The sequence below is a fragment of the Chromohalobacter moromii genome, from assembly GCF_023091865.1.
GTDB lineage: Bacteria > Pseudomonadota > Gammaproteobacteria > Pseudomonadales > Halomonadaceae > Chromohalobacter > Chromohalobacter moromii.
Genome location: NZ_JAHXDI010000002.1, coordinates 75190 through 87438 on the forward strand (window position 1 = coordinate 75190; position 12249 = coordinate 87438).

General features: G+C 62.0%; 11 protein-coding genes. 10 read left to right on the plus strand and 1 reads right to left on the minus strand.

The annotated features are described in order from the left end of the window. The first annotated feature begins 15 nt into the window (after positions 1-15). The 10 genes from radC to KZO83_RS06785 all read left to right on the plus strand — a co-directional run bounded on the left by radC (position 16) and on the right by KZO83_RS06785 (position 9406). A complete protein-coding gene (radC, locus tag KZO83_RS06740) occupies positions 16-690 on the plus strand; it encodes a RadC family protein (RefSeq protein WP_040243070.1) in 675 nt (224 codons plus the stop codon). 170 nt (positions 691-860) lie between these two features. After that, the gene (gene rpmB / locus KZO83_RS06745) at positions 861-1097 is read left to right on the plus strand and encodes a 50S ribosomal protein L28 (RefSeq protein WP_040243069.1); all 237 of its coding nucleotides are present in this window, start codon (positions 861-863) and stop codon (positions 1095-1097) included. 30 nt (positions 1098-1127) lie between these two features. Beyond that, positions 1128-1283 carry a 50S ribosomal protein L33 gene (gene rpmG / locus KZO83_RS06750; protein ID WP_011508261.1) on the plus strand — a complete coding sequence of 52 codons (156 nt, stop codon included), beginning with the start codon at positions 1128-1130 and terminating at the stop codon, positions 1281-1283. 99 nt (positions 1284-1382) lie between these two features. Continuing rightward, positions 1383-2198, plus strand: a complete 816-nt coding sequence (mutM, locus tag KZO83_RS06755; protein ID WP_247620229.1) for a bifunctional DNA-formamidopyrimidine glycosylase/DNA-(apurinic or apyrimidinic site) lyase — start codon at positions 1383-1385, stop codon at positions 2196-2198. A gap of 40 nt (positions 2199-2238) precedes the next feature. After that, positions 2239-3429, plus strand: coding sequence for a class I SAM-dependent rRNA methyltransferase (locus tag KZO83_RS06760; protein ID WP_247620230.1), 1191 nt, complete (start codon positions 2239-2241; stop codon positions 3427-3429). Between the two features lie 2 nt (positions 3430-3431). After that, the gene (locus tag KZO83_RS06765) at positions 3432-3755 is read left to right on the plus strand and encodes a putative signal transducing protein (protein ID WP_247620231.1); all 324 of its coding nucleotides are present in this window, start codon (positions 3432-3434) and stop codon (positions 3753-3755) included. 169 nt (positions 3756-3924) lie between these two features. Next, positions 3925-5040: an alanine dehydrogenase gene (gene ald / locus KZO83_RS06770; protein ID WP_247620232.1), complete on the plus strand. Its 1116-nt coding sequence runs from the start codon at positions 3925-3927 to the stop codon at positions 5038-5040. Between the two features lie 105 nt (positions 5041-5145). Continuing rightward, the gene (gene trpS / locus KZO83_RS06775; RefSeq protein ID WP_247620233.1) at positions 5146-6159 is read left to right on the plus strand and encodes a tryptophan--tRNA ligase; all 1014 of its coding nucleotides are present in this window, start codon (positions 5146-5148) and stop codon (positions 6157-6159) included. A gap of 182 nt (positions 6160-6341) precedes the next feature. Further along, positions 6342-7565 carry a YeeE/YedE family protein gene (locus tag KZO83_RS06780; protein ID WP_247620234.1) on the plus strand — a complete coding sequence of 408 codons (1224 nt, stop codon included), beginning with the start codon at positions 6342-6344 and terminating at the stop codon, positions 7563-7565. Between the two features lie 155 nt (positions 7566-7720). Further along, on the plus strand, positions 7721-9406 hold the full coding sequence (locus KZO83_RS06785) for an NAD-dependent malic enzyme (protein ID WP_247620235.1): 1686 nt from the start codon (positions 7721-7723) through the stop codon (positions 9404-9406). A 91-nt stretch (positions 9407-9497) separates the two neighbouring features. Here KZO83_RS06785 and acnA read toward each other — a convergent pair whose 3' ends face one another. Beyond that, entirely contained in the window at positions 9498-12230 is a 2733-nt protein-coding gene (gene acnA, locus KZO83_RS06790; RefSeq protein ID WP_247620236.1) for an aconitate hydratase AcnA, read from the minus strand. Between the last annotated feature and the right edge of the window lie 19 nt (positions 12231-12249).

Genomic DNA, 12249 nt, shown 5'->3' on the forward strand with positions numbered 1-12249 from the left:
CGAGAGAAGCTGTCGATGGGAATACGCGATTGGCCGGAAGGCGAACGCCCGCGTGAAAAGTTGCTCACTCTGGGGGCGCCGGTGCTGTCGGATGCCGAGTTGCTGGCGATTTTTCTACGTGTGGGCGTGAAGGGACGCTCGGCGGTGGACCTTGCACGTGACCTGCTGGTCGCTTTCGGAGGTCTACGGCCGTTGCTGGAGGCCGATCAGGCGCGCTTTTGCGCGGAGCATGGTCTGGGGGAAGCCAAGTATGTGCAGCTTCAAGCCTCCCTAGAGCTGTCGCGGCGCCACCTGGGGAGCTTGTTGGAGCGTGGCGGCGCTCTGACCTCGCCGGCCTTGGTGCGCCAGTTCTTGACCTCGCAGTTGCGTCACTTGCCCCACGAGGCGTTCGCGGCATTATTTCTGGATACGCAGCACCGCGTAATCCGTTTCGAGACGCTCTCGGAAGGCACGCTCGACAGTGCATCTGTCTACCCGCGTGAGGTGTCGCGCCGTGCGCTGGCGCTCAATGCCGGGGCGTTGATCTTTGCCCACAACCACCCTTCGGGCGTGGCCGAGCCGAGTGACGCCGATCGTCGAATCACCCAGCGGCTCAAGGAAGCATTGGGGTTGTTCGAGATCCGTGTGCTGGATCATTTCGTCGTCGGCGATGGTGAGGTAATATCGTTCGCCGAACGCGGATGGCTTTGAGGCCGTTTCTGCGATGCTAGGCTGGCCGTCCGTCGAGCCTCCGCAAGCTTGCGGCAAGGCTTGACGTCTGGTATAAAGTACGCCCTTTGAATCAGGGCAGAAGGCGGTAGCCTGCCATTCCCGGTTTGCCCGACAGGTTTTGAACAACTCGCCAGTGGTTGGAGGCTTCCATGTCCCAAGTATGTCAGGTTACCGGCAAGCGCCCGGTGACTGGTAACAATGTTTCTCACTCCCAGCGGAGAACACGTCGTCGCTTCTTGCCGAACTTGCACACCCATCGTTTCTGGGTGGAAGCCGAAAAGCGCTTCGTCAAGCTGCGCGTTTCCTCCAAGGGCATGCGCATCATCGACAAGAAAGGCATCGAAGAAGTGCTCAGCGATATCCGCAAGCGTGGTGATCGCGTCTAAACAGCGCGTCCAAACAGGGAGTAACGAGTCATGCGTGACAAGATCAAGATGGTGTCCAGCGCCGGAACCGGCCATTTCTACACCACCGACAAGAACAAGCGGAACACGCCGGACAAGCTCGAAATGAAAAAATTCGACCCGGTCGTCCGCAAGCACGTGATGTACAAGGAAGCCAAGATCAAGTGATCTTGGCCCTCCTTCGCCTCAGGTGATGTTCACCTGTCTGAAAAACCCGGGTCGCTCCGGGTTTTTTTATGCCAGCAAGAAAGGTGGCGGGAGACCAGCATGCCCGAACTCCCCGAAGTCGAGACGACGCGTCGCGGTATTGCGCCCTACATAGAGGGACGCGAGATTCGTGAGGTCATTGTGCGCCAACCGCGCCTGCGCACCCCGGTGCCGGATGACCTGGCGGATTCGCTCGTCGGTCAACGAGTCGGTACGCTAGGGCGGCGCGCCAAGTACCTGCTCATGCCTGTCGGCGAGCGTACCTTGTTATGGCATTTGGGAATGTCCGGAAGCCTGCGCCTGGCGCGTCTCGGCGATATGCCCAGAAAGCACGACCATGTCGACCTGGTCGTGGAAGATGGCGCGATTTTGCGTTATCACGACCCCCGTCGTTTCGGCTTCGTCGATTGGCTGCAGGGCTCGCTTGGCGACGATCCGCGCCTGGCGCGTCTGGGCCCCGAGCCGTTGTCGCCGGATTTCGACGGCGAGCGTCTCTATCGGCTTTCACGCAAGCGACGCATTGCCGTCAAACCGTTCCTGATGGACAACGCCGTGGTGGTGGGGGTTGGCAATATCTACGCCAGCGAAGCGTTGTTCCTGGCAGGGATCGACCCTCGGCGTGCGGCGGGACGTATCTCTCGCGAGCGCTATGAGCGCCTGGCCGAGGCGGCGCGCGAGGTGCTGGCGGCGGCGATCACGCAGGGCGGCACGACGCTTCGCGACTTCGTCAGCGGCACCGGCGAGCCCGGTTATTTCGCTCAGCGCCTCAACGTCTATGGGCGGCAAGAAGCGCCCTGTCGGCGTTGCGGCGAGCCTTTACGCTTGGCTACGCTGGGGCAGCGGGCCAGCGTTTTTTGTCCTCACTGTCAGCGCTGAGCGCTTTGCGCCGCGCGATGTCTTTGCCAAGAGGTTTTCCGTGACCGAACGTCTACGCCTCAAGAAAAACGCCGACCGTCGTCTCAAGGCGGGCCATTTATGGCTCTATTCCAACGAGATCGATATCGCGACCACGCCGCTGAAGGATTTCGAACCGGGCGCCCAGGCGGTCATCGAGGCTGCCAATGGCAAGCCGATGGGCATCGCCTACGTCAATCCGCATTCGCTGATCTGCGCGCGTATCGTGTCGCGGGATGTCGATGTGCGTCTCGACCGTTCGCTATTGGTCCACCGCCTCAAGCAGGCGTTGAGTCTGCGTGCGCGGATGTTCGCCAAGCCGTTCTATCGCCTGGTGTATGGCGAGGGCGACTTGTTGCCGGGACTCATCGTCGATCGTTTCGATGATGTGTTGGTCGTGCAACTCAATACCGTGGGCATGGATCGGCTGCGCGACGAGATCGTCGCCGCGCTCGAGAAAGTGTTGGCGCCGCGCGCCATCGTCTTCAAGAACGATTCCTCCGGACGTCGCCAGGAACAGCTCGGCGACGAGGTCGAGGTGGTCTATGGTGAGTTGCCTGACCAGGTACTGCTCGAGGAGAACGGCGTGCGCTTCGTGGTGCCGGTGCTCGATGGCCAGAAAACCGGGTGGTTTTTCGACCATCGCGCTAACCGGGCATGGCTCAATGGCCTGGTTGCCGGCAAGCGCGTGCTGGACGTGTTCAGCTACGTGGGCGGCTGGGGCGTTCAGGCGGCCGCGCATGGCGCTAGCGAGGTGCTGTGCGTGGATAGTTCCGCCCAGGCGCTGGAGCGTGTGGCCGAGAACGCTGCGCTTAACGGCCTGGCCGAGCAGGTGGCCGTCGGTGAGGGCGAGGCCTTCGAGGCATTGGCAGCCCTCAAGGCGGAAGGTGAGCAGTTCGATGTGATCGTGCTCGATCCGCCGGCGTTCATCAAGAAACGCAAGGATATCCCTAACGGTGAGCGCGCCTATTCGCGGCTCAATCGTGAGGCGATTCGGCTGCTGGGGCGCGATGGCATGCTGCTCTCGGCATCATGCTCGATGCACTTGGCGCCGGAGCGTTTGATGGAGTGCGTGCGAGGCGCGGTGCGCCATCAGGACCGTCACGGGCAGGTCATCTATCAGGGCCATCAGGGGCCGGATCATCCCGTGCACCCTGCGATTCCCGAAACCGCTTACCTCAAGGCCATGGGTGTGCGGGTTTTCCGCAACTGAGCATGACGTTGGAGCGCGTTCGCGTCTTTCGCCATCCCAACGCGTTGCTGGTCAATCACGTGCACAACGTGTTGGCTAGCGCCGGGTTGGTGCCCGTGCTACGCAACATGACCCTCGGCGGTGGCGCCGGTGAACTGCCGCCCGGTGAATGCGAGCCGGAGGTCTGGGTGCCGGTGGGGCATCGTCAACGCGCTGAGGCGTTGGTTGATGAGGCTCTCAATGGCCCCGCCGAAGGGTGCCCGAACTGGTGCTGCCCTGCCTGTGGCGAATGGTTGGATGGTGTCTTCGATACCTGCTGGCAGTGCAACGGGGAGCGTCCGCGCTAGTCGGCGTAAATCTTTCGGTATCGCGCCGTGTGACCGCAAGGTTTTCTGTCCGGCGGGGTCTGTTCAGCACGTTGTTTTGTTTTTCCGCGTTGCCTCTTCGATTCCGGTGTGTGTGCTGTAATGGATAGGCATCGAGCCTACATTGACCCCATCGTGAAGCGGAGGCGCCATGAAAATCGCCGTACCCAAGGAAATCAAGAATCATGAGTATCGCGTCGCTCTGACGCCGAGTGTGGTGCGAGAGCTGGCGGCGCGCGGCCATACCGTGGCCGTGCAGGCATCGGCGGGCGAGGGTGCCGGATTCCCTGACACTGAGTATGAAGCGGCGGGAGCGCATATCGAACAAGATCTCGATGCGCTCTGGGACAACGCCGAGTTGATCGTCAAGGTCAAGGAACCCCAGCCCGAGGAGGTCAAGCGCCTCAAGCCCGGGCATACCCTGTTCACCTACCTGCATCTGGCCGCCGAGGAGTCGTTGACCCGGGGGTTGATGGACAGTGAAGCCACCTGTATCGCCTACGAGACGATCACCGACGACCAGGGCGGGTTGCCGCTGCTGGCGCCGATGAGCCGCGTTGCCGGCCGCATGGCGATCCAGGCCGGGGCGCACAGCCTGGAAAAGGCCCAGGGCGGTGCCGGCATTCTGATTCCCGGGGTGCCCGGCGTGGCGCCGGCCAAGGTCACGGTGATCGGTGGCGGCGTGGTCGGCGAGAACGCCGCGCGCATGGCGCTGGGACTGGGCGCCGAGGTGACCGTGCTCGACAAGTCGCTGGCGCGTCTGGAAGTGCTCGATCATCGTTATCAGGGCCGTCTGAACACCGTGTACTCGACGGCGGATGCCCTGGAAACGGCGGTGCGCGAGTCGGACATCGTCGTCGGGGCGGTGCTGGTGCCCGGTGCGCAGGCGCCCAAGCTGATCACGCGCGACATGCTCGCCGACATGCGTCCGGGCAGCGTGCTGGTGGACGTGGCCATCGACCAGGGCGGTTGTTTCGAGACCAGCCGCGCGACGACGCATGCCGACCCCACCTATGTGGTGGATGGCGTGGTGCACTACTGCGTCGCCAACATGCCGGGCGCCGTGGCGCGCACCTCGACCCAGGCGTTGACCAATGCCACCCTGCCGTTCGTGCTGGCCCTGGCCGACAAGGGGTGGCAGGGCGCCTTGGCGGAAGACCCTCACTTCCTCGAGGGGCTCAACGTGCATGCCGGGCGCATCACTCATCCGGCGGTGGCCAAGGCCTTCGCCCTGGAGGCCGTCGACCCGCGCACACTGCTGTCATAGTCACTTCGCTGTGACAAGCAGACGCCGCGCGCCCCGGTCGCCTTGACCGGGGCGTCGTTGTACACTGGGCGGATTCTCACATTTCGTTGCGATCAGCCCAATTTCATGACCAAGACACGCGTTCTGACCGGTATCACCACCACCGGCACCCCGCATCTCGGCAACTATGTCGGGGCCATCAAACCGGCCATCGAGGCCAGCCAGCGTCCCGATGTGGATTCCTTCTACTTCCTCGCTGACCTGCATGCGTTGATCAAGTGTCAGGATCCTAAGCGCGTGCAGCAATCGCGCCTGGAAATCGCCGCTACCTGGCTGGCGCTGGGTCTGGATACCGACAACGCCGTTTTCTACCGCCAGTCGGACATTCCCGAAATCCCCGAGCTGACCTGGATGCTGTCCTGCGTCTGTGCCAAGGGGCTGATGAACCGTGCCCATGCTTACAAGGCGGCGGTGGCCGAGAACGAAGAACTCGGTCATCAGGATATGGATAAGGGCGTGAGCATGGGGCTGTTCGGTTATCCGGTGCTGATGGCGGCGGACATTCTGATGTTCAATGCCAATAAAGTGCCGGTGGGGCGCGATCAGATCCAGCATATCGAGATGGCACGCGACATGGGGGGGCGTTTCAACCATCTCTACAAGGGTCAGTATTTCACGCTGCCCGAGGCGGTGGTCGACGATAAGGTCGAAGTGTTGAACGGGCTCGATGGCCGCAAGATGTCCAAGAGTTACAACAACACCATCCCGCTATTCGTCTCGGAGAAGAAGCTCCAGAAGCTGGTGCGCAAGATCAAGACCAACTCCCTGGAGCCCGGCGAGCCCAAAGATCCCGATAGCTGCACGCTGTTCCAGATCTTCTCAGCGTTTGCCTCTGCCGAAGAAACCGCCACCATGCGAGCCGACTACGAAAACGGTATCGGTTGGGGCGAGGCCAAGGACCGAGTCTTCGAATACCTCAATGTGCATCTGCGCGAACCCCGCGAGCGGTATAACGCCCTACTCGAGGACCCCGGGCATATCGAGGACGTGCTCAAGCAGGGCGCCGAAAAGGCTCGCGCCGAGGCGCAACCGCTCATGGATCGCGTGCGCGAGGTCGCTGGCCTGGGGCGTTTCGTGTAACGCTTCGCTTGCTTTTCTTATCGGCGCGTCCTGCGCGCTGCCAAGGCCCGTGTCATGAGACACGGGCCTTGTTTTATATTGCTAAACGCTATAGCGGGAATGCGTTTTATAAATTTTTAAAAGGTCTAGACAGGCGCTAAGATAGGCAACAATTTCCATTCGAATGATGACAGGAGGTTGCGATGCCTGACGCATCTAGCGTTTCATCTGCCACCGCCGAACCGCGCCGTGGCCTGCCGCCACTGGCGCTGGCATCGGCGGTGGTCTTGTTGCTGGCGGCCTTGGCCGTCGGGGTGGCATTCGGTGCCGCCCAGGGGTGGTTAATGGTCGTCGGGGGTGCCTTCGGTATGGTGCTCTACCATGCGGCCTTCGGTTTTACCTCGGCCTGGCGAGTCTTCATCACTGAGCGGCGCGGGCGTGGCCTGCGCGCGCAGATGGTCATGCTGGCCCTGGCGGTGGTGCTGTTCTTCCCTGCTCTGGGCGCGGGTACTCTGTTTGGCACGCCGGTTTCCGGCTATATCGCACCCATCGGGGTATCGGTTCTGGTCGGTGCGTTCTTGTTCGGGTTAGGCATGCAACTCGGCGGCGGCTGTGCCTCGGGAACCTTGTTCACGGTGGGCGGCGGCAATGCGCGCATGGTAATTACCTTGGTCTTCTTCATCGTCGGCTCCCTGGTCGGCACGGCGCATTTTGCCTGGTGGCAGACATGGCCGGCGTTCCAGCCGACGTCGCTGCATGGCTTGTTCGGCGTGGGCGGCGGTATCGTCGTCAGCCTGACGTTGTTCGCCGCGATCGCGGCGTTGACGGTGGCCATGGAGAAGCGCCGGCACGGTCAGCTCGAACGGGCGCCGCAGGTCGAGGCCGGTCGCTCGCGCTGGCTGCAAGGCCCTTGGCCGCTATTGGCCGGCGCAGTGGGACTGGCGGTGCTCAATTTCATCACGCTGGCGCTCGCCGGACGCCCATGGGGCATTACCTCGGCATTCGCGCTGTGGGGCGCCAAGGGCTTCGAAGCCTTGGGCGGCGATGTCAGCGGTTGGGGGTATTGGCAGGCGGCCGGCAATGAGGCGGCCTTGAACGCCAACGTCTGGAGCGATATCACCACGGTCATGAACGTGGGCATCATTCTGGGGGCGATGGCCGCAGCGGCGCTGGCGGGCCGTTTCGCGCCGAAATTCAATATTCCGTTACGCTCCGTAGTAGCGGCAGCCATCGGCGGGTTCCTGCTGGGTTATGGGGCGCGCCTCGCGTTCGGGTGCAACATCGGCGCCTATTTCGGCGGCATTTCGTCGGGCAGCTTGCACGGCTGGCTGTGGTTGGTCGCGGCGTTTGCCGGCAACATGCTGGGCGTCAAATTGCGCCCGTTGTTCTTCTCAGGCCCTTCACGCCCCGTAACTCGCAGTGGCTGAGCCATAGAATCGATACGCGCAAATGATGCACGGCGTCCTTCGGGACGCCGTGCGTCTTTGTGGCGTGCGCGGGTGGCAAGGCGGCGTGATATAGTTAAGCTCGAGCCGTGCGGAGCCCTAGAGCTCCGAGTTCCGTCACCTGCGTGAGGCAAACGATGAGCGAAACATCCAAGCGTCCCCTTTATATTCCTTATGCCGGCCCCTCACTGCTGGAGATGCCGCTACTCAACAAGGGCAGCGCCTTTACCAGTGAAGAGCGTGTCGAGTTCAATTTGGTGGGCCTGTTGCCGCAGAATGTCGAGAGCATCGAAGAGCAACTCGAGCGCGCTTATCACCAATACACTCTTTGTCAGAACAACCTCGACAAGCACATTTATCTGCGGGCGATTCAGGACGACAACGAGACGCTGTTCTTCCGTCTACTGGAAGAGCATCTCGAGGAAATGCTGCCGATCATTTATACCCCCACGGTGGGGGAGGCATGCGAAGAGTTCTCCAATATTTACCGTAACCACCGCGGGCTCTTCATCTCTTATCCCGATCGTCACCGCATGGATGACATCCTGCGTAGCGCTACCAAGGACAAGGTGCGCGTGATCGTAGCCACCGACGGTGAGCGCATCCTGGGACTGGGCGATCAGGGCATCGGTGGCATGGGCATTCCCATCGGCAAACTGTCGCTTTATACCGCCTGTGGCGGCATCAGCCCGGCTTACACATTGCCCATCGTGCTCGATGTGGGCACTAACAATCAGAAACTGCTCGACGATCCCATGTACATGGGATGGCGCCACCCGCGGGTCAGTCAGGAAGAGTACGACGAGTTCATCGGCATGTTCATGGAGGCGTTGCAGCGTCGCTGGCCCAACGTGCTGTTGCAGTTCGAGGACTTCGCCCAGACCAATGCCATGCCGTTGCTCGAGCGTTATCGCGACCAGCTGTGCTGCTTCAACGACGACATCCAGGGCACGGCGGCGGTGTGCGTAGGCACGCTGCTGGCGGCCTGCAAGACCAAGGGCGAGGCGCTCAAGGATCAGACCATCGCGTTTCTCGGGGCCGGCTCGGCGGGCTGCGGTATCGCCGAGCAGATCGTCGTGGCGATGACCATGGAAGGCCTGAGTGAGGCCGAGGCGCGCCGTCGTGTCTACATGGTCGACCGTTTCGGATTGTTGATCAGCGACATGGACGGGCTCTACGACTTCCAGCAGCGCCTGGCGCATGAGACCGCCACCTTGAGCGATTGGGATACCCAGGCCCGTGACCTGCTCGACGTGGTGCGCAATGCCAAGCCCAGCGTATTGATCGGGGTTTCCGGGCAAAGCGGCCTGTTCACCGAGGAAGTGATCAAGACGTTGCACGCCGGCTGTGCCCAGCCGCTGGTGATGCCGCTTTCCAACCCGACCTCCAAGGTCGAGGCTGTCCCCCAAGATCTTCTCGACTGGACCCAGGGCGAAGCGTTGGTGGCGACGGGCAGCCCCTTCCCGCCAGTGCGCGTCGGCGAGCGTGACGTGGCGATCGCTCAGTGCAACAACGCCTATATCTTCCCCGGCATCGGTCTGGGGGTCGTGGCGACCAGCGCGTCCCGAGTCACCGACAAGATGCTGATGGCGGCCTCCAACGCCTTGGCCCAGGGCGCTCCCATCGTCAAGACCGGCAAGGGCGCTCTGTTACCCTCGCTGGGTGACATCCGCGAGATCAGCAAGGACATCGCCTTCGCCGTCGCCAAGCAGGCCCAGGAGGAAAACGTCGCGCTGTCCTCTAGCGATGAAGCGCTGTGGGACGCCATCGAGCGTCACTTCTGGTATCCGCGTTACCGCACCTATCGGCGCCGCGCCTTCTAAACGCACGCTGCTCCTCGATCCACCGACAAAAAACACCCCGCCGGCCATGCCGACGGGGTGTTTCTCATGGCGCTAACTCAGCGCTAGGCGATCAGAGCATGCTACGCAGCACGTAGTGCAGGATGCCGCCGTGGCGATAGTAGGCCATCTCGTTGGCGGTATCGATGCGGCACAGCGCCTCGATCTTCTTCTCGCCTTTATCGGAGGCGATGGTCACCTGGACCTTGGCGCCAGGCTCGATATCGGCGATGCCTTCGATGGAGATCGTTTCATCGCCGGTCATGCCCAGCGACTTGCGATCCTCGCCCTCGGGGAACTGCAGCGGCAACACGCCCATGCCGATCAGGTTGGAGCGGTGGATGCGCTCGTAAGATTCGGCGAGTACGGCGCGCACGCCCAGCAGGCGCGTGCCCTTGGCCGCCCAGTCACGGCTCGAGCCAGTGCCGTATTCCTTGCCGGCGACCACCACCAGCGGCGTGTCTTGCTCGACATATTTCATCGCCGCGTCGTAGATCGCCATCTGCTCGCCGCTGGGCACATGGCGGGTATAGCCGCCGACGACGTCATCGAGCATCTCGTTTTTGATGCGCACGTTGGCGAAGGTGCCGCGCATCATCACTTCGTGATTGCCGCGCCGTGAGCCATAGGAGTTGAAATCCATGGGCTTGACGCCGTTTTCCTGCAGATAACGGCCGGCAGGGCTGTCCGGCTTGATCGCGCCGGCGGGCGAGATGTGGTCGGTGGTCACCGAGTCGCCGAACATGGCCAACACGTTGGCATCTTTGACGTCTTCCAACGGCGCGGGCTCCTTGCCCATGCCTTCGAAGAACGGCGGATGCTGGATGTAGGTGGACTTGTTGTTCCACGCATAGACATCGCTTTCCGGTACCTCGAGCGACTTCCAGATCTCATCACCCTCGAAGACCTCGCTGTACTCCTTGCGATACATCTCGGTCCGGACCTGTTCGACGGCTTCGGCGATTTCCGCCTGGCTGGGCCAGACATCCTTCAGGTACACCGGGTTGCCATCCTTGTCATTGCCCAGCGGATCCTTGGAAAGATCGATGCGCATGTTGCCGGCCAAGGCATACGCCACGACCAAGGGCGGTGATGCCAGCCAGTTGGTGGGCACCAGCGGATGGATACGGCCTTCGAAGTTGCGGTTGCCGGAGAGCACCGAGGCCACCGTCAGATCGCCTTCGTCGATGGCTTTCTCGATCGGCTCGTGCAAGGGGCCGGAGTTACCGATGCAGGTGGTGCAGCCATAGCCGACCAGGTTGAAGCCGAGTTCGTTGAGGTCGCTCTGGGTGCCGCTGGCGTCGAGGTAGTCAGTGACCACCTTGGAGCCCGGTGCCAGTGACGTCTTGACCCAAGGCTTGGTGGTGAGGCCCTTCTCGACGGCCTTGCGCGCCAGCAACCCGGCGGCCAGCATCACGCTGGGGTTGGAGGTGTTGGTGCACGAGGTGATAGCAGCGATGACCACGGCGCCGTGGTTGAGCTTGAAGTTTTCGCCATCGACCTCACAGTGCTGGCTATCTTCATTCTCCACGCTTTCGTCGGTGCCCACGGCGGTCTGGCCGCCTTCGGAGAGCCACTTGCCTTGCTCGGTGGGCGCGGCGTCTGGCTTGCGGTCGCTGAGGATCTTCTCGAAGGTAGACTTCATGTCGGTCAGAGCGACACGGTCCTGCGGACGCTTGGGCCCGGCCAAGCTGGACTCGACTTCGTTCATGTCGAGGTGCAGGACATCAGTGAAGATCGGTTCGGCGCCGGGTTCGCGCCACAGCCCCTGCGCCTTGGTATATGCCTCGACGAGCTCGATCTGATGTTCGTCACGGCCGGTGAGGCGCATGTAGTTGAGGGTTTCCTCGTCGACCGGGAAGAAACCGCAGGTGGCACCGTATTCAGGAGCCATGTTGCCGATGGTGGCGCGATCCGCCAGCGGCAGGTCCTTGAGGCCATCGCCGTAGAATTCGACGAATTTACCTACCACGCCTTTCTGGCGAAGCATCTGAGTGACCGTCAGCACCAGGTCGGTGGCGGTGATGCCTTCGCGCAGCTTGCCGGTAAGCTTGAAGCCGATGACCTCGGGAATCAGCATCGAGACCGGCTGGCCAAGCATCGCGGCCTCGGCCTCGATGCCGCCCACGCCCCAGCCAAGCACGCCCAGGCCGTTGATCATGGTGGTGTGGGAATCGGTGCCCACGAGGGTGTCCGGGTAGGCGAACGTCTTGCCGTTTTCTTCCTTCGTCCACACCGTCTTGCCCAGATACTCCAGGTTGACCTGGTGGCAGATACCGGTACCCGGCGGCACGACGCGGAAATTATCGAACGCCTGCTGGCCCCAACGCAGGAATTCGTAACGTTCCTGATTGCGCTCCATCTCGATGGCGACGTTGTCCTTGAACGACGACGGATCGCCGTAGTGATCGACCATCACCGAGTGGTCGATGACCAGATCCACGGGGGAAAGCGGATTGATGCGGTCGGCCGATTCGCCAAGACGCTTGACGGCGTCGCGCATGGCGGCCAAGTCCACGACCCCGGGAACACCGGTGAAGTCCTGCATCAACACGCGTGCCGGACGGTAACCGATTTCGCGAGTGGAACGCCCTTCCTTCTGCCAGTCGACGAGTGCCTGCATATCGTCGGAGGAGACGCTTTCATCGTCGCCGTAGCGTAGTTGGTTCTCGAGCAATACCTTGAGTGTCATGGGCAGGCGCGAAGCGTCGCCAAACGCTTGGGCAGCCTTGTCCAGACTATAGTAGTGATAGGTATGATCGCCGACATCGAGTGTCGATAACGTATTCTGTGGAGCTTCGGACATGGGCCCCCTCCTCATCAAT